Consider the following 16,992-nt stretch of genomic DNA (forward strand, 5'->3'; position numbering starts at 1 on the left):
CCCAACTCCATGGGCCTACTTTCCAAGACGCTTGAGCCGGTTGTACAGCGTGTCTTGTCTGGCGGAACAAGCTTTCGCCCCGAGAGTTGGGTTCGGCAGATGGTTTCCAACAGGCACGGCATGGCGTTCGACAGAGATGGACCGAAACTCGCGACCGGGTTGCTCGCGGCCTCATTGGCGGCGCTGGCGGCATACAACGCCATCCGCGCCAAACGTGCGATTGCCGGCCGGGCATGCGGACGTGTGATGGAGATCGATGGTCTGCGCCTGCATTTTATCGAAGCCGGAACCGGCATGCCGCTGCTTCTCCTGCATGGCAATGGATCCATGGCGGAGGATTTCAAGTCGAGCGGCATCTTCGATGAGGCGGCAAAGACCTATCGGGTGCTTGCATTTGATCGTCCCGGTTTTGGGCGAAGCTCACGGCCGCGCGGCCGGCGTTGGTCCGCTCGCGACCAAGCCGACCTTATACATGCCGCCGCCTGCGGGCTGGGTATAGAGAAATACCTCGTGCTTGGACATTCCTGGGGAGCTTGGATCGCCCTCGAATTGGCGCGCAGGCATTCTCCATCGGTCGCCGGCATCGTGCTGGTCTCGGGTTACTACTATCCGCCACCGCGGCTGGATCTTGCACTGGCCGCACTCCCTGCACTGCCTGTGATCGGCACCGCGTTTCGTCACACCTTGCTGCCGCCGCTTGTAAGGCTTGCTTGGCATTGGGCAATGGAGAAGATCTTTAAACCCGCCGTCGTCGCCGGCGAGTTCGCCGCACTTGCCAAAGATGTCGCCAGCCGCCCTTCCCAACTGCGGGCGGTTTCTCTGGAGACAGCATCGATGCTGGCCGCGTCCCTGTTGGGAAAAGCCAACTATAGGGACATTGCCGTGCCCACCGGCATCATGGCGGGATCCGGGGATCGTTTGTTCGACGCGCAACGCGATGCACGACGCTTGCACGCGGAAGTCGGTGGGTCTCTCCTCGAGGTGGTTCCGGGCGCCGGCCATATGGTTCATCAGAGCGCCCCGCAAGCAGTGGTCGGCATGGTGCACACTATTGCAGGGCGGCACGCCTTGTTCCAAGCGGGCCGTCGGCAGCGACCCAAGTCGCGTGCCGACGAGTTCAAGGTAGATCCGGCCTCGCGGGAGCCACCGGCGATAAGCGACGCCGCTTGCACGGAATGATCTCCAACGGGGCTTTCAAATGAGCGACCAACGTCCAGCCGACATGCAGTCGGTGCTCCACCAGAACATACAGGCGCTGGTCGAGCACAGGCGGCAGCAAGAAGAGCACCAAGGCGTTCAAGCGTGGGTCGCCGGCGCTGTTTCGCGCTTCGCGGGAAGCATGACTTTCGTCTATCTGCACCTTGCAATTCTTGTCGTCTGGGTCCTCGCAAACCTTGGCGAGATACCAGCCGTCCCAGCCTGGGACCCGACTTTCGTGATCCTGGCCATGGTCGCCTCGGTTGAGGCAATCTTCCTGTCTACCTTTGTGCTGATCAATCAGAACAGAATGGCCGCCCACAGCGAGCGCCGAGCCGAACTGGATTTGCAGATCAGCCTTCTAAACGAACATGAAACCACGCGGCTGATCGAGATGGTGGCTGCCTTGACGGCGCGTCTGAATATCTCGACCCCGGCCGACAAAGAGCTGCCGGAACTCGCCGAGAATGTCGATCCCCAAAAGGTGATGACGCAGATCCAGCAAGCTTCTGGAGATCAGGAGAACGCTTGATCAAAGCGACCTCGTCGGCAACGGTTCAGCGTCGGCTACAGCCTGTAATCAGCCTCGTTGTCCAAGGCTGTGGACGCAGCTAAGCCGGCGTCGGCGTTCTCCACGGCGGCTTCCCGACGTCACAAGTCCGCCGCGCAACCGAGGCAGCGTAGAGCTTCGATAACCAACAGGCTGCTGCGCGTCAGATGGAACCAAGTTGACGCCGAAATCGTATTAGCGGGCGGCTTGGGGAGATTCCGGATGAGCGAAGGTGCTGTTCTGATCGTCGAAAATGAGACAATGATCCTGCTCGACCTCGAGTCAGCTTTGGAGGAGGCCGGCTTCCAGGTGGTCGGCACTCGGAGTGCCGCCGAGGCGCTGGCGGCTTTCGACCCCGATCCGACCAAGTTCAAGGCCGTGCTCACGGACATCCGTCTGGGAGCAGGACAGTCGGGGTGGGAGGTCGCTCGGCACTTGCGAAGGTCCAACTCGACCATCCCGGTTGTCTATATCAGTGGCGACAGCGCGGTACACTGGGGAGCGGAAGGCGTGCCCAACAGCATAATGATCACCAAGCCCTTTTTTCTGCCGCAGATCATAACTGCCGTTTCTCAACTTTTAAACGCGCAGCAAGGTGCAGAAACTCACCTTTAGGAATCGGACCGCGGCTCCGCGAACACCACCGAACATTCTTCTTCGGCCAATCGGCGCCGTCCGGCGTAAAGCGTTCGCGTCTGCTTGGGTCAAATGTCGGCGGCCTCAACCAGATGTCGACCTCAGCTCCTTTCCCCTCGCCACCGGCTCGCATCCACTCGGGAGCCCTCCCGAAAGCAGGGGCGCTCATTGGTTGAGCTTTCGGTCGAGTTCGTCAAGCAATGACCGATGCTCGCTGGGCATGTCCGTATCTGTCGGCAGATCCAGCAACTGGCGAAGCTGGCGACGATTGGCGTCCGATGAAATCCACTGCCGTATGAGGCGGGCTATGACCTTTTGTTGTGCCTTGCCGATTTCTTCCATGTTAGAACCCGAGCTTGTCCGTTGGACGAACTCTGCGGCTCTTTGATGGTTCCCCGTCCTGTACACAAATCGAGGCGAATCGAGGCACAATCTATGGGTTAATGTATGTCGCTCAAAAGTGGCCCTGGTTTTGAGACAACGACATGCCAGTGGATGTTTGCAGTCTCAATCCGCGCGCCTAACGCTGAGCGCAGAGTGCAAATTTAAGCGATCGATTTTACCCGAAGCGAGAGGCTCAGCCGCAAAATCTTGGCGCCGTTTTCATCACGCACTTCGATAAACAATTGCTGCCCGTCGACGCTCTTCAGTGACTCTCTCGTGAGGTCGACAAGGCCCTCGAATCCCGCGCGGCGGACCTCTTCGAGGCCAGCGCATTCGACACCTATTTCGTCCTCGAAGATGAGATCGCCATCGCCGCTGTCGAAGAAAAATCGTGCCATCGGAGAGCTTCCGTCACTGCTAATCTGCGGGGTTCCTTTGGTGCAGGTAGGTCGTGTCGAAATCTCCTGCGTGAGTGAGGCCAGCCCAGTCCAGTGCGTGAACTTTTGATCCCGAGGTGGCAATGAGGCCTCTGCGTCGTAGTTCCTGGAGCATCCGGTTGACGTGGACCGTGGACAAACCCAGTGCATCGCCAAGGGCCGCCTGTGTAATGGGAATATCCGCCACGTGATCCTCAATGCGCCCCATAGAGCGCAAGCGAAAAATCAGTTCGCACAGGATGTGAGCCATGCGGGTGTATGCCTCGCGTCTTCCCACATTGATGACCCACTCCCTATAAATCGCGGCATCTATCAACGTCGACCGCCAAAAAGCGGTGGCGATGCGAGGGTGCTGGTCGCAAACGGCACGCAGAGTGTCATGCCGCATGAAACCTACTCGGGCCGGCGTAAGGGTCGAGAAGTTACAATCCATGACCGACAGATGCAGCCCATGCAGATCAGGAATGTCGCCAGCGACGAAGAATGATGTGATTTGTCGCTTTCCTTCGCCCGTATGTTTGGTGGAACCGACCAAGCCATCAAGAACGATAAACGAGTAAACAGGACGGTCGCCCTCACGCACCAGATCGTGGTTGGCCGAATATTCCTTCTCCTGGATCGGAATGCCTTTCAGAACGCCGATGTCGGCCTCTCGAAGATCCGAGATGGTCTGAAGCTTGCGAATGAGTACATCCGAGGATGAGGTGGGGAACAAATTGACTACCTGGCTGATGTTGGTGATCGAACTATTATCCGCGCCAAAAGTTCCGATTGGCATGGGGACATATGCGCGGCGGCAGAAGGCGCCGCCGTGCGGCATGGTCCCGTGCCTGGGGCGTTTTGCCAGCGTCGAGGGTGGTTGAAGATCCCGGAATGATCCAAGCACCAGTTTTTTAGGACAGCCATAGGTGAGCCAGGCAGCAATGCATTAACCTATGACATAGGCTCGGTTAGAAATTGTCCCGCTGGGCAGCCAGCCCCAGGAGTTCGCCGATCACGGCGCAGCTTTGACCCAGTCGCTCCCCCCAATTTCAAGGGCTGCACCCGCAGCCAGTCCTGGAACTCTTTGATGCGCCACCAGGAACGGGGTGGCTCCGCTGACGTTGTCTCAATGGCAAGGTGAGATTTCAGTGAACAGGCATATTTCGCGGACGGATGTCGAACAAATCGATCACACGGATGACAGCGGGTTTGCGATAGAGCATGGCGGACCGCCATCCTCAGCAATCGCGGTAGCGCTGGCCCGTGGCCTGGAGACCAGTCGGGATAAGCACATCGTCCATATAGCTCCCTCGGAACGCAGTGCCGAGGAGATCGCCGGCGCCTTGCGTCAGTTCCTGCCTGACGCGGATATCATCTTGCTGCCGTCCTGGGATTGCCTGCCCTACGACAGGGTGTGGCCCACACGTGCCAATATGGGGCGAAGGCTTCGTGCGTTGCATGAGATCGCAACGAAGCCGGATCGCCCGCGCATCGCTGTAATGTCGCTCGAAGCCATTCTGCAGCGGGTGCCGCCTGCTCCCGTCATCGCTGGCGGTTTCACAATTCTGGAGGTAGGCCAAAAGCTCGACCGTGACGATTTCAGAACCAGGTCCGAAGCCATTGGCTATGTCGTCGACGAGAGGGTCGACGAACCGGGTGAGATAGCCTTTCGGGGCGATCTCATCGATATTTTCCCTGCTGGCGCGGATGGCCCCGTTCGCATCATCGTTGGTCCCGATGCCTGCATCGGCCAGCTCAAGACCTACGACCCGCTCAGTCAGCTCAGCGATCAGGTTCGAGACTCGGTTACGGTCGGACCGGCATCCGAGCTGATCTTTAAAGCTGGTGAGCATCCTGAGCTGACAGCGATGCGCGCGACGTCGATGGAAGAGCGCCTGGTCGCATCGTATGGCGCTATGCCATCCGTCTTCGATGCGGCTTCCAGCGCCTCGATCTCCTTCCTTGAAGGGACCGACGGGCAGCCGCTCGGCAGAATTCTGGATCTGGTCGAGGATGCACGTCGTGCCAGGCAGGAGGCAGCCGGAACGAAAAAACCTTTGCCGGGACGATTTTACCTATCCCGTGAAGAGTGGGACGCTGCTCTGCTTAACCGCTGCTGCGTGAGACTTGCCGTTTCTGCCGTGGGAGTTCCCAAATTCTTCCGCCAGGCCCGACCCGGGCATGATTTCGCGGAATTCGTCACAAGGCAGACGAGCGCCGGAGTCAGAGTAGTGTTCACCGGCGATGCCTCTGAATTGCAGCGAGCAGATCGCCTGCTCGATAGGAGACTAGGCCGGCGGGCAGAGGAAGCGGCCGACTTGCCGCAAATACTTTCGGCCGCAAGGGGCTCTCTTCTCAAGGCTGAATTCGTCCTCGACGAAGGGTTTGTCGACGCGCAATCCAATATCGCCTTGGTCGCCGCATCCGACCTGTTTGGTCCCGCGTTGAAGGCGAACGGGAGCGCGACCACGGGCATACTCGAACCCGAGTTGCGCATTGGCGATGTCGTCGTCCATGAAGACCATGGCCTGGGCGTGCTCGCCGCGGTCGAACAGGTCGAGTTGGCTGGCCAGCAACAGGATGTCGTCAGGCTCGAATATCATGGCGGGGCTTCCTTGCTGGTTCCGGTCGACGACTTTGGACGAATATGGCGCTACGGCTCGGAACCGGAGGCAGTGTCCCTTGATCGCCTCAACGGCGAGGGCTGGCCGAAGCGACGCGAAGCTGCGTTGCGCGAGATCGACAGGCTGGCCAAGCGCCTCTTGGGTCTTGCCAAAATCAGGTCCAGCCAGCCTGCCGAGATCATGAAGCCCTCCCGCACGGACTTGGCTCGTTTTGCGGCGAAATTTCCCTATACGGAGACGCCCGACCAAGCGGCCGCCATCCTCGCTGTGCTCGATGACCTTTCCTCCGGAAGGACAATGAACCGGCTCGTCTGCGGCGATGTCGGCTTCGGCAAGACAGAGGTCGCCCTGCGTGCTTGCGCCGCCGCCGCTCTCTGCGGGAAACAGGTTGCTATCATAGCTCCGACAACGGTGTTGGCACGGCAGCACTATGAGACGTTCAGCCGCCGCTTCGCAGGAACCGGCCTGCAGGTCGCCCACCTTTCAAGAATGGTCGGGGCAGCGGACGCGAGAGCGGCAAAAGAGGGTCTGCGGAGCGGCCAGGTTGCGGTCGTTGTGGGTACCCAGGCCTTGGCGTCCAGGAGCGTCACCTTCGCCAATCTTGGACTGCTGGTGATCGACGAGGAGCACCGGTTCGGGGTCAAGTTGAAGCGGGCCCTGCGGACCATGGCGCCTCGCCTCCATACGCTGAGCATGAGCGCCACACCGATACCCCGGACGCTGCAATCGGCGTTGTCGGGTATCCAGGACGTCAGCGTTCTAAACTCTCCGCCCGCCAAAAGACGTCCCGTTCGCACGATCTTGGCAGCGTTCGATCCAGCATCGGTGCGCGCGGCCCTTCTGCGTGAATTTCACCGGGGTGGACAGAGCTTTTTCGTGATCCCGCGGATCGAGGATATTGCCCCGGCCTGTGACCAGCTGAACAGACTGGTGCCGGAACTCGAGGTCAAGACGGCGCATGGTGAAATGAAGGGGAGACAGCTGGACGAAGTCATGGTCGGATTCGCCGACGGTGATGGCGACATTTTGTTGAGCACCGACATCATCGAGAGCGGCCTCGATGTGCCGCGGGCCAACACCATCATCGTTTGGCGCCCCGACCGGTTCGGTCTGGCGCAGTTGCACCAGCTGCGGGGCCGGGTCGGAAGGGGGGCGGTGCAGGCTGTTGCGTTTCTTCTGACCCAGCCTGGCGTTGAACTGGCCGACAGCACCAGGGCCCGGCTTTCGACGATGCTTGCGCTCGATCGGCTCGGCTCCGGCCTGGCAATCAGTCAAAGGGACCTCGACCTGCGTGGCGCCGGAGATCTTTTCGGAGAAGACCAGGCCGGGCATATGAAGCTGATCGGAGTGGGCTTGTACGAGCACTTGCTGGAGCGGGCGGTCTCGGCGGCTGGCGGAGGGGCCGACTTCGACAAGCAACTTGCCGAGATCAACGGTTCGGGAAAGGGCGCTTTTCCCAAGAGCTATGTCGAAGAGCCTACGGTGCGTGTTGGCCTCTATGCGCGGCTCTCCCGCATCCGTTCGGAGCCGGACCTCGATACATTCAGCGAAGAGCTCGAGGACCGCTTTGGAGACATGCCTGGCGAAGTAGCCCTTTTGCTGGAATTTACCAGGTTGCGAATAGCAGCGTCGGAACTGGGCATCGGCAAAGTCGATTTGGGTCCCGAGGCCATCGCGATCACCCTTCGGAACAAGCCGTCGGCGTCCCAATGGCGGAACAGCAAGGCGTTGGGCCTGGAGTACCGGAACGGCCGCCTGATTTTCAGGCCGATCCCGCCCGGCGTCTCTGGCGTCGACGCCGTTCGCTTAGCGCTTGATGCCATACGTGCAGCTCAGCCAAAGCACGAGATCTGACTAGCCTTTTCTCTCCATCCGGCGGCGGCACGACAATGGGAGTGCCGCAGCCACGAGTCTTCACCTCGGAATTGCAGTGCCAGTGGTGTTCAGCCACCAGTACCGCAAGTCCGGATGTTCCGCAGGGGTCGTTAGTTGCGGCCGTTCTCGTCCATGGCGAGGGAACTCGAGAGCTCGCGATAGGCACCGATCTGCTGCTGCAGAATGGCAATCTTCTGCTCTGCCGTCGCAATGGCGTCAGTACCGGCAAGGAAACGCTGGGGGAGCACGTCCCCAGACGTGAGCGTGATCAGGGCGCGCGCGAGCTTGGCCGGATCACCCCCCTGCTTGCCGTTCTGAGAGCGCCAGAAGGCGATCTGCGCCGTCCGCCGCTCATGGTAGTCCTCGACGGAGGGGGCGGCATAGTTGGTCGACTCTTCCGTGAGAAGCTCGGTGCGGAAGAAGCCCGGGTTCACGATCATCGTCTCGATGCCGAACGGCACGACTTCGGTCTGCAGCGCCTCCATCCAGCCGTCGAGGCCGAACTTCGAGGCTGAATAGGCCGTGCAGAACTCGAAACCCATTAGCCCGGCCGTCGAGGAGATCGAAATGACCCTGCCGGACCGCTGCTTGCGCATCGCTGGCAGAAAGGCCCGCGTCACATTCATGGGTCCGACGAGGCTGGTGCTGAGCTGCAGTTGCATCTGTTCGGCGGTCAACTCTTCGAAGTACCCGGCAAAGAAACTCGCCGCATTGTTGACCAGCACGTCGATGCGGCCAAACCGGTCAAACGTGGCCTGGGCAGCGGCTTCGGCGTCGGCCGCGCTCGTCACGTCCAGCTTGACGATAAGGAGGTTCTCGGCGTTTCCCACGGCCCTTGCGACTTTTTCCGTGTTGCGGCCGGTTGCCACCACCTTGTGGCCCGCCGCCAATGCGGCCTTGGCGATATCCAGACCGAGGCCCCGGCCTGCGCCGGTGATGAACCAAACACTCATATTGGGCTCCTGTTCTCTAGGCCGCAGCTCGGCCCGGATTTGGACGCGATGGCCAGCAGGGACTGATCCCCATGTTGATCCATCCGCCGGCGGACTGCGTCACTGCGGAAGGCCGGCGCCTTCGGTGATGATGCGAAATCCTTCGGTCGACCTGGTAAAAAACTGCCGGGCCGCTGTGTATTCCGGCGAGTTGTAGTAGCGCTTGGCGTCAGCAAGGCTCGGGAACTCGGCGATGGCGATCACCGATCTCGAGCTTCCTTCGATGGCAGTGACATTGGGATTGTAGACGATCACGCGGCCGCCATACTTGGTGACGAGCGGCGACGCCGCTTCGATGTACTGCTGAAACACCGCCTGATCCTTGATGTCATAGCTGCCGATCATGTAGGCGCGGGGAGCGACGCCCGTCGCTTGCTGAGCAAAGGCGGCCGGGCTCACGATCATGGTGAGGGCGGCGAGCGCGCCCACGATTACCTTCTTCATATTGTTCTCCTTCAGTGGGCCAGTGGGACGGTAGGCAATGCGCGGAGAGTTGCTCCGGTTGACCGTCTGGCCTTGAGTCAGGAAGTTAGCTCCTTTAGCGACATGCAATTAGGTGGTATAATCTGCATGGGCTTAGAAGTAGGATTGATGAATGCGTCGCGACAGTCTGGATGACTTCCTGACCTTCGTCGCCGTCGCCCGCGAGCGCAGTTTCACCAAGGCGGCCGCCATGCTCGGCGTGTCGCAGTCTGCCCTGAGCTATTCGATCCGGACGATGGAAGAACGCCTCGGCCTTCGGCTGCTGACCCGCACGACCCGCAGCGTCTCGCTAACCGAAGCGGGGGATCGCCTGTTTCGAAGCATCGCTCCCAAGTTAGATGAGATCGCAAGCGAGATTGCCGCCCTCAGCGCCCTGCGCGACAAGCCGGCCGGTACAGTCCGGATCACCACCGTGGAGCATGCCGGCGAGACCATCATCTGGCCCGCCATGGTCGGGCTCATGCGCGACTATCCCGACATCAGGGTCGAGATTATCCACGACTACGGCTTGGCTGACATTGCGGCCGATCGCTTCGATGCGGGTGTACGGCTCGGCGAACAGGTGGATAAGGACATGATCTCGGCGCGCATTGGGCCAGACTTCCGCATGGCGGTTGTGGTAGCGCCTTCATACTTTGTAAGCCGCTCCCGTCCGGTCACGCCTGAAGATCTTGCCGATCATGCATGCATACCCCTGCGACTGCCCACAGGCGGCTTTGCACCGTGGGAGTTTCGCAAGGAGGGGCGGGAATTGAAGGTGCGCGTTCACGGACACGCCGCCTTCAACACCCTCGCGATGATCTGCCAGGCCAGCCTTGAAGGGTTCGGGCTCGCCTATCTGCCCGAGGATCTAGTGACCTACCTACTCGAACAGGGTCGCCTAGTGCGCGTTCTTGAGGACTGGTGCCCCCTTCGGCCGGGCTATCACCTGTATTATCCAAGCCGGCGCCAACACTCGCCGGCTTTCGCACTCGCGCTGGAAAGGCTGCGCTACCGCGACTGAGTGCGATTGAAATAAGGATCGCCAGACCTCGACGACCATGGCGCCTATCAAAGCCGCCCAGTACAGGAAGTCCGGAGCGCCCGTTTCCCACCGATCCCAGTCTCCCCAATTTATGAGTTCACTGCCTAGTATCATCTCAGCGTTGCCGCCGCAGCTTGGCTCGGGCCATCGGTGCGAATGGTGCACTGTGGGCGGCCGTGCGTTCGCAGGGCAGCGTTCAAGGCATCGTTCCGGCTTGATGGGGTGTCATGGCAGCCATGTTTTCATTCAGATGGGCCATGATCCAGATAGAGCCCAGAACCACCAGCGCGACAATCAGCACGCCGAAGGCCAGGGCCAGGATGTTGTTGGTGTTGTCCGGCCCGGTGGTCAGGTGCAGAAAGAAGACAAGATGCACGCCCATCTGCGCAACAGCGAGCACCACCAGGGCCGAGATGACCGCGGGCTGGTAAATCAGATCGGTTCGCGCCGCCAGGAATGACGCGATCGTGAGCAGAATGGCCAGGCCGAAGCCGAGCACATAGCCCGAGAGGCCCCCAGCGGTTTCGTGCTCGCTTATGTGTTCCTCGCCCGGCGCTGAATCGCGGCGGTCCTGCAACTCGCCGGTCTTGCTCTCGATCTCGGTCATGACGATGCTCCCAGCAGATAGACCAGGGTGAAGATGGCAACCCAGATGATGTCGAGGGTGTGCCAGAAGAGCCCGAAGCAGTGGAGCCGCCGCAAGATGTCGGGCCGAAAGCCCTTGACCCACAGCTGCGCCATCATCGTTCCCAGCCAAAGCAGGCCGAGACCGACGTGGGCACCGTGGCAGCCAACGAGCGCAAAGAAGGCAGAAAGAAATGCGCTGCGCGAGGGGCCTGCCTGCTCGCCGATCATTGCCGCGAACTCCTGCAGTTCCAGGAACAGGAACGCTGCCCCGAGCAACCCCGTGACGAGAAGCCAGAACTGCGTGGCAGCCATTGATCTGCGAAGGGTGGCGAGTGTTGCCACGCCGCCGGTGAAGCTCGAAGTGAGCAGAAGGCCCGTCTGGACCGCAACGCGTGTCGGTTCGAACAGATCCTTGCCTGTCGGTCCGCCGGCGGTTGCCTTGGCGAGCACGGCGTAGGCGGCGAAAAATGCCGAGAACATGATGATGTCGGACAGGAGAAAGATCCAGAAGCCGTAAGTCACTGTGACGAACTTTGAGGCCGGGCCGCCTTCTCCGTGGCCGGTCGCAGAGCGCACCGCGTGCCGACCGGTGTGATTGAGCCGATACGGGTCCCGTGCCTGGGTGCCGACGCTGGAGAATGCATGATCGCTCATGCCGGGCGCTCCCACCCGCGCAGCCAGGCAAACTGGGCTGCCTTGTGGTCATGGTCGATGCGGGCGACCTCGTCGACAGGGATCTCGTAGTCTCCATGATCGCGCCAGGCGAATACGACGAAGGTTGCGTAGGCGCCGATGAAGCCGACGATCGCCAGCCACCATATATGCCAGATCAGCGCGAAGCCGATCAGTGTGCTGAAGAAGGCGGTGACGAAGCCAGTCGGGCTGTTGCGAGGCATCTCGATCGGCTCATATGCCTTTTCCTCGTCCGAGCTCTGTTCGATCCCTCGTTGCTTGATGCTCCAGTAGGGCTCTTCGTCTTCCACGTGAGGCAGCCGTGCATAATTGAAGACAGGAGGAGGAGAAGATGTCGACCACTCCAGCGAACGCCCGTCCCACGGGTCGCCGGTTTCGTCGCGAAACTTGTCGCGATGCCGGATCGAAACGAAAAGCTGTGTGATCTGCAGCGCCGCGCCGGCGATCATCACCACCACGCCGAAAGCGGCCACCACCAGCCACGGTGCCCAAAGGTCCATATCGATATGTTGCAGGCGCCGCGTCATGCCGAGCAGACCGACAATATAGAGCGGTACGAAGACCAGCATGTAGCCGGCCAAGGTGACCCAAAATGCCGCCTTTCCCCAGCCTTCGTGCAAACGGAAGCCGAACGCCTTGGGGAACCAGTAGGTGAAGCCGGCGAATGCTCCAAACAACACGCCCGAGATGATGACGTTATGGAAATGCGCGACGAGGAAAAGGGAATTGTGTAGCACGAAGTCGGCCGGCGGGACGGCAAGCAGGACGCCAGTCATGCCGCCGACGGTGAAGGTGGTCACGAAAGCCAGTGCCCAAAGCATCGGCGTGTCGAAACGAACGCGCCCGCCATACATGGTGAAGAGCCAGTTGTAGATTTTCACACCGGTTCCCACGGCAATGACCGACGTGGCGATGCCGAAGGCGGCATTAACGTCCGCTCCAGCACCCATGGTGAAGAAGTGATGCAGCCAGACCATGAACGAGACGATGCAGATGAACATCGTGGCCGCGACCATCGAACGGTATCCGAACAGCGGCTTCGATGAAAAAGTCGAGAAAATCTCGGAAAAGATTCCGAAGGCGGGAAGCACCAGGATGTATACTTCGGGATGGCCCCACGCCCAGATCAGGTTGACGAACATCATCTGATTTCCACCGGCTTCGTTGGTGAAGAAGTGGAAGCCGAGGTACCGGTCCAGCGTCAGCATTGCGAGCGTGGCGGTAAGGATCGGGAAGGCTGCGACAATGAGCAGGTTGGACGCGAGCGAGGTCCAGCAGAACATCGGCATTCGCAGATAGCCCATTCCCGGCGCCCGCATCTTGAGGATAGTCGTCACCAGGTTGACACCGGTGAGCAGCGTGCCGACGCCGGAGATCTGGATCGCCCACAGATAATAATCGACACCGACGCCCGGCGAGTAGGTGGTTTCCGACAAAGGGGCATAGGGCAGCCAGCCGGTGCGCGCGAACTCGCCGATCACAAGCGAGATGTTGACCAGCAGGGCTCCGGAAGCCGTCAGCCAGAAGCTGACGGAATTGAGCGTCGGGAAAGCGACATCGCGTACGCCAAGCTGCAGCGGCACGACGAAATTCATCAGGCCAATCATGAACGGCATCGCGGCGAAGAAGATCATGATCGTGCCGTGCGCGGAAAAGATCTGGTCGTAATGCTCCGGCGGGAGGTAGCCCGGCCCGTGAATCGCCAGCACCTGTTGTGTGCGCATCATGATAGCATCGATAAAACCACGAAGAAGCATGAGCATCGCCAGCACAATGTACATCACGCCGATGCGCTTGTGGTCGACCGAGCTTATCCACTCGCTCCACAGATATGGCCAGTAGCCCTTCACCGTTATCCAGCCAAGCACGGCGGCTGCTGCCAGAAAGACGCCAAGGGCTGCGCCGAGGGGGATGGGTTGATCGAAAGGAACGGCCGACCAGTCGAGCTTGCCCAGCATCGTCATTCTGCGCCTTGTGGATGATGGGTCATCGTTGCCGCCGCCGCGGGTAATGCCCTTGGGCTCACCTGTGGCTCGCCGCTGGCTGCGCTCTCAGCAGGCCCCGGACCCGGTGGGAGCGTCTGCTGAACGACCGCTTCGAACAGCCCAGGCTGGACATGACCGAAGGAAGCCGGCGCCACATTTGTGCTTTGCCGGGCGAGTTCGCGATAGGCGTTGGCGTTGAGCACGCCGCCCCCGCCACGCAGCGATGACGCCCAGCGGGTGAAGGCATCGGCTGAAACCGCGCTCACACTGAAATTCATATCCGAGAAGCCGTCGCCGCTGAAGTGCGCCGACTGGCCGAAAAAGCTGCCCTCGCGGTCGGCCTGCAGATGCAATTCGGTCTGCATGCCGTTCATGACGTAGACCATGCTGCCAAGCTGGGGCACGAAGAACGTGTTCATCACGCTGGCCGAGGTCAACTTGAAACGCACTGGAACACCGGCGGGGATAACCAGTTGATTGACAGCGCCCACGCCCTGCTCCGGATAGAGGAACAGCCATTTCCAGTCGAGCGCCACCACCTGAATGTCGAGCGGCGGCTGGCTAGAAGGGATCGGTTTGCGCGGATCGAGCTGATACGATCCGTAGTAGATCAGACCGCCAATGAACAGGATGGTGAGCGTCGGGATCGACCAGACGATCAACTCCACGCGTCCCGAATAGGTGAACTCCGGGTTATAGCGGGCGTTGCTGTTCGAGGCGCGGAACTTCCAGGCGAATGCCAGAAGTGCAACAAGCGTGGGAACAACGATCACCAGCATCACCGCCAGCGAGTTCAAAAGGATCGTGCGATTGCCGACGCCAATTGGTCCTTGGGGATCGAGCACTCCCCCCGCGCAACCGGGCAAGAATGCGCCTCCGAGGATCCAGAGCAGTTGGCGTGTCAACTTAGGGCTGGATGGCAACAACACCGGTTCTGCAATCTCTCTTTGCGGGAACGCGTGCTAGGGGCATGCGTTCATCGGGTTTCCATCTGAGCCTCCCCATGGCGCGGAACCTCGCGGCACTTCGCAGGGTGTCGCCCCCTGAGCGAGTGCCCCAACTGTCGCCGGCCGGGTTTGTTCCGCTGGACCGAGTTACTCTGTCCGATGGTCCCGCGTTCGCCAATCCGACCATAATTTCAGAACGATGGAGGCTCGATTGGCCTAGCTATCGGCGACGCTGGCTCCCGCACGAATTTCAATTTCGGCGGGACGGCGAATACCCTGAATCGCTCAGCCAGATTATCGAGAGCCTGACGCATGCCCACTCCCGCAGCAGCCGCACCGTGTCCACTGATGACCATCTGGGGGTCCAAGGCAGCCAGATGCTTCACGGACCTTTCCGCTGCATCCCAGTCTGGCGTGAAATAGCGCGGCGGACCGTGCATCTCGAGATCCTGAATGGCGACTTCATAGACCGACTCCTGACCGGTGGTGATGAAAGCGTCTCCTACGATGAGCGAGCGGTCTTGCTCGCGCCAGAGCGAGATATGCCCAGGGGCATGTCCGGGTGTGTGCAGCCATTGCCATCCGGGCATTCCGGGGATCGATCCATCGGCGGGCAAGGGTTGCAAACGGCTGCCAAGATCGATTGGCCCGCGTGGAAAAAGCGGTGAAAGCAGCGCCATCAGTCCACCCCCAACCCAGGGATCCGGTGGCGGATAGGATGTGGTTCCGTCCAAATAGGGGTGCTCGAGTGGATGGGCGAAGACAGGCACGTCCCAGCCATTTGCGAGTTCTAGAACCGTTCCCACATGGTCGAAATGGCCATGGGTCAGGATGATTGCAGCCGGCCGTGCGTTGACGCCGAACCGCTTTTCCGCGACCGCTAGAATGCTGCTGCGAGACGTCGGCAACCCGGTATCGATCAGCACCCAGTTCCGATCTCCGCTGCCCGGTGCGCCGAAGAACACGACATTCACGATTGCTAGCCGCAAGTAACCCAGGTCCGGTGCGATGCTCCAAGCGCCGTCGCCACGATCCTCGCGCCTGGCGTGGTCGATCTCGGAAAGTCGAATCTGAACTGTCATGTGATCCCATGCCTCTGTTGTTGCCGAGCAGCCGCTCGAGTGGATGACGGCGGCTGTACATCGCCCCGAACTTGGGACGGGCCTCCTTGTTCCTCATTTGCACGCGGCGCCCGGACAGTTCACCACCGGAACAAAGGCTCTACCAATGGGTTCGGCACTACCCGGCCACGCAAGGACGAGCTGGACTGAGCAACGAACATGGGGCGCGCCCGACTGAATTCGGTATTTCGCCAACGCGGTTCCCGGTCCGGACAAGGCGGCCGAGTTCGAAGCCGATTGCCCAAAGGAGACTTCGAAAAATGAGCGAAGTGGGACGCCAGACGGAGGCCTCGGTTCCGGAAGCTTCGCGCTTCGCCAGTTTTTTCATGGCAGGCTTTGAATGCTCCTCGCACCGGCGCAAGGACGGCGTTCGCCTCGATCTTATTCGTGCGACCTCGCATAATTTGCATGCCCTGGGCGACTACCGCGGCTGCGCCGAACTCGGCCTTCGCACCATCCGCGACGGCCTGCGTTGGCATTTGATCGAAACCGCTCCCGGAACCTATGACTGGTCAAGTTGGGCGCCAATGGTCGAGGCAGCCCGATCGGCAGGTGTTCAGGTAATCTGGGACATCTTTCACTACGGATCTCCGGACCATGTCGATCAGGGCTCGCTGCATTTCATCGACGCCTATGCCTCGTTCGCGGCAGAAGCCGTCAAGGTACACCGTTCGATCACCGGAACATCGCCTCTGTTGTGTCCCATCAACGAAATCTCCTTTTTCGCATGGGCTGTCGAGGTCGGCTATTTCCCGCGTGTGGGGCCGAACAAACGTGGATGGTTCAAGCGGCACCTCGTGAAGGCCGCCATCGCGGGTGTTCGTGCAATGCGGGAGATCGATCCCGCCTGCAGATTTGTCTGGGCCGAGCCGCTTATCCATATCGCCCCTCGTGACCGGACCCGCAGCGAACGGCGCCGGGCCGAAAACGCCCGACAGGGACAGTTCGAAGCTTACGACATGTTGCTGGGCCGCGTCGAACCTGAGTTGGGCGGGAGCGAAGATGTTGTCGATGTCGTGGGCTTGAATTTTTACCCGCACAATCAATGGTACGTAAACGGGCCGACGATTCCGATGGGACACCACGAGTACCGCGCCCTGTCGGAAATGTTGCTAGAAGTTGCTCATCGATACGGCAAGCCGATGTTCATTGCGGAGACCGGCTCCGAGGGATCCGGCGGGCCGGCTTGGCTCCATTATGTCTGCGACGAGGTGCGTTCCGCAATCAGTCTCGGAGCGCCGATCGAGGGTATTTGCCTGTACCCGATAACGGCCTACCCGGGCTGGGACAATTCGCGACATGCCGAGGTTGGTTTGTTTTCCGTCATCCAGGCTGATGGCAGGCGACACCTGCGCAAACCCACAGCAGATGAACTGGCCCGTCAGCAAGCTCTTCTCGTGGCGGACACGACGCCTTGAAGAGGGCTAAAACGAGG

General features: G+C 60.5%; 16 protein-coding genes. 6 read left to right on the forward strand and 10 right to left on the reverse strand.

The genetic code is table 11. The features are described from left to right. Window positions 1-120: 120 nt before the first annotated feature. The 3 genes from NKI61_RS03830 (at window position 121) to NKI61_RS03840 (ending at window position 2,362) form a co-directional block, all read left to right on the forward strand. A complete protein-coding gene (locus NKI61_RS03830; RefSeq protein ID WP_023736067.1) occupies window positions 121-1,179 on the forward strand; it encodes an alpha/beta fold hydrolase in 1,059 nt (352 codons plus the stop codon). A gap of 19 nt (window positions 1,180-1,198) precedes the next feature. Then, the gene (locus NKI61_RS03835) at window positions 1,199-1,729 is read left to right on the forward strand and encodes a DUF1003 domain-containing protein (protein ID WP_023687817.1); all 531 of its coding nucleotides are present in this window, start codon (window positions 1,199-1,201) and stop codon (window positions 1,727-1,729) included. A gap of 240 nt (window positions 1,730-1,969) precedes the next feature. Beyond that, window positions 1,970-2,362: a response regulator gene (locus NKI61_RS03840; RefSeq protein WP_352838863.1), complete on the forward strand. Its 393-nt coding sequence runs from the start codon at window positions 1,970-1,972 to the stop codon at window positions 2,360-2,362. A 186-nt stretch (window positions 2,363-2,548) separates the two neighbouring features. On the opposite strand, the gene NKI61_RS03845 is transcribed toward NKI61_RS03840, so the two are convergent. From NKI61_RS03845 to NKI61_RS03855, 3 genes are all read right to left on the reverse strand, one after another. Continuing rightward, window positions 2,549-2,725 carry a hypothetical protein gene (locus NKI61_RS03845; protein ID WP_023725512.1) on the reverse strand — a complete coding sequence of 59 codons (177 nt, stop codon included), beginning with the start codon at window positions 2,723-2,725 and terminating at the stop codon, window positions 2,549-2,551. Between the two features lie 203 nt (window positions 2,726-2,928). Then, the gene (locus NKI61_RS03850; RefSeq protein ID WP_023725511.1) at window positions 2,929-3,165 is read right to left on the reverse strand and encodes a DUF6894 family protein; all 237 of its coding nucleotides are present in this window, start codon (window positions 3,163-3,165) and stop codon (window positions 2,929-2,931) included. Window positions 3,166-3,184: 19 nt separating this feature from the next. Continuing rightward, window positions 3,185-4,024: a Crp/Fnr family transcriptional regulator gene (locus NKI61_RS03855; protein ID WP_245259912.1), complete on the reverse strand. Its 840-nt coding sequence runs from the start codon at window positions 4,022-4,024 to the stop codon at window positions 3,185-3,187. 310 nt (window positions 4,025-4,334) lie between these two features. Here NKI61_RS03855 and NKI61_RS03860 point away from each other — a divergent pair, with 310 nt between their 5' ends. Next, window positions 4,335-7,664 carry a DEAD/DEAH box helicase gene (locus tag NKI61_RS03860; protein WP_352838864.1) on the forward strand — a complete coding sequence of 1,110 codons (3,330 nt, stop codon included), beginning with the start codon at window positions 4,335-4,337 and terminating at the stop codon, window positions 7,662-7,664. Window positions 7,665-7,795: 131 nt separating this feature from the next. Here NKI61_RS03860 and NKI61_RS03865 read toward each other — a convergent pair whose 3' ends face one another. After that, window positions 7,796-8,638, reverse strand: coding sequence for an SDR family oxidoreductase (locus tag NKI61_RS03865; protein WP_023752166.1), 843 nt, complete (start codon window positions 8,636-8,638; stop codon window positions 7,796-7,798). A gap of 99 nt (window positions 8,639-8,737) precedes the next feature. After that, entirely contained in the window at window positions 8,738-9,121 is a 384-nt protein-coding gene (locus NKI61_RS03870; protein WP_023748057.1) for a DUF1330 domain-containing protein, read from the reverse strand. Between the two features lie 151 nt (window positions 9,122-9,272). Between NKI61_RS03870 and NKI61_RS03875 the strand changes: the two genes are divergently transcribed. Further along, a complete protein-coding gene (locus NKI61_RS03875) occupies window positions 9,273-10,163 on the forward strand; it encodes a LysR family transcriptional regulator (protein WP_352838865.1) in 891 nt (296 codons plus the stop codon). Between the two features lie 217 nt (window positions 10,164-10,380). On the opposite strand, the gene cyoD is transcribed toward NKI61_RS03875, so the two are convergent. From cyoD to NKI61_RS03900, 5 genes are all read right to left on the reverse strand, one after another. Beyond that, entirely contained in the window at window positions 10,381-10,791 is a 411-nt protein-coding gene (gene cyoD / locus NKI61_RS03880; RefSeq protein WP_023712206.1) for a cytochrome o ubiquinol oxidase subunit IV, read from the reverse strand. Next, entirely contained in the window at window positions 10,788-11,465 is a 678-nt protein-coding gene (locus NKI61_RS03885) for a cytochrome (ubi)quinol oxidase subunit III (RefSeq protein WP_352838866.1), read from the reverse strand. Before NKI61_RS03885 ends, cyoD begins: the two co-directional genes overlap by 4 nt. Beyond that, window positions 11,462-13,462, reverse strand: coding sequence for a cytochrome o ubiquinol oxidase subunit I (cyoB, locus tag NKI61_RS03890; RefSeq protein WP_352838885.1), 2,001 nt, complete (start codon window positions 13,460-13,462; stop codon window positions 11,462-11,464). Before cyoB ends, NKI61_RS03885 begins: the two co-directional genes overlap by 4 nt. 2 nt (window positions 13,463-13,464) lie before the next feature. Beyond that, complete coding sequence (gene cyoA, locus NKI61_RS03895) at window positions 13,465-14,430, reverse strand: ubiquinol oxidase subunit II (RefSeq protein ID WP_084627195.1); 966 nt, start codon at window positions 14,428-14,430, stop codon at window positions 13,465-13,467. Window positions 14,431-14,627: 197 nt separating this feature from the next. Then, on the reverse strand, window positions 14,628-15,518 hold the full coding sequence (locus tag NKI61_RS03900) for an MBL fold metallo-hydrolase (RefSeq protein ID WP_352838867.1): 891 nt from the start codon (window positions 15,516-15,518) through the stop codon (window positions 14,628-14,630). A 299-nt stretch (window positions 15,519-15,817) separates the two neighbouring features. Between NKI61_RS03900 and NKI61_RS03905 the strand changes: the two genes are divergently transcribed. Next, complete coding sequence (locus tag NKI61_RS03905; protein WP_023691420.1) at window positions 15,818-16,975, forward strand: hypothetical protein; 1,158 nt, start codon at window positions 15,818-15,820, stop codon at window positions 16,973-16,975. Window positions 16,976-16,992 lie beyond the last annotated feature (17 nt).

Source organism: Mesorhizobium sp. M0514, assembly GCF_040321145.1.
Classification (GTDB): Bacteria; Pseudomonadota; Alphaproteobacteria; order Rhizobiales; family Rhizobiaceae; genus Mesorhizobium.

Coding starts and splice junctions, on each gene's coding strand:
- NKI61_RS03830 (WP_023736067.1), top strand. CDS start 121: ATGGCGTTCGACAGAGATGGACCGAAACTCGCGACCGGGTTGCTCGCG.
- NKI61_RS03835 (WP_023687817.1), top strand. CDS start 1,199: ATGAGCGACCAACGTCCAGCCGACATGCAGTCGGTGCTCCACCAGAAC.
- NKI61_RS03840 (WP_352838863.1), top strand. CDS start 1,970: ATGAGCGAAGGTGCTGTTCTGATCGTCGAAAATGAGACAATGATCCTG.
- NKI61_RS03845 (WP_023725512.1), bottom strand. CDS start 2,725: ATGGAAGAAATCGGCAAGGCACAACAAAAGGTCATAGCCCGCCTCATA.
- NKI61_RS03850 (WP_023725511.1), bottom strand. CDS start 3,165: ATGGCACGATTTTTCTTCGACAGCGGCGATGGCGATCTCATCTTCGAG.
- NKI61_RS03855 (WP_245259912.1), bottom strand. CDS start 4,024: ATGCCGCACGGCGGCGCCTTCTGCCGCCGCGCATATGTCCCCATGCCA.
- NKI61_RS03865 (WP_023752166.1), bottom strand. CDS start 8,638: ATGAGTGTTTGGTTCATCACCGGCGCAGGCCGGGGCCTCGGTCTGGAT.
- NKI61_RS03870 (WP_023748057.1), bottom strand. CDS start 9,121: ATGAAGAAGGTAATCGTGGGCGCGCTCGCCGCCCTCACCATGATCGTG.
- NKI61_RS03875 (WP_352838865.1), top strand. CDS start 9,273: ATGCGTCGCGACAGTCTGGATGACTTCCTGACCTTCGTCGCCGTCGCC.
- cyoD (WP_023712206.1), bottom strand. CDS start 10,791: ATGACCGAGATCGAGAGCAAGACCGGCGAGTTGCAGGACCGCCGCGAT.
- NKI61_RS03885 (WP_352838866.1), bottom strand. CDS start 11,465: ATGAGCGATCATGCATTCTCCAGCGTCGGCACCCAGGCACGGGACCCG.
- cyoB (WP_352838885.1), bottom strand. CDS start 13,462: ATGCTGGGCAAGCTCGACTGGTCGGCCGTTCCTTTCGATCAACCCATC.
- NKI61_RS03900 (WP_352838867.1), bottom strand. CDS start 15,518: ATGACAGTTCAGATTCGACTTTCCGAGATCGACCACGCCAGGCGCGAG.
- NKI61_RS03905 (WP_023691420.1), top strand. CDS start 15,818: ATGAGCGAAGTGGGACGCCAGACGGAGGCCTCGGTTCCGGAAGCTTCG.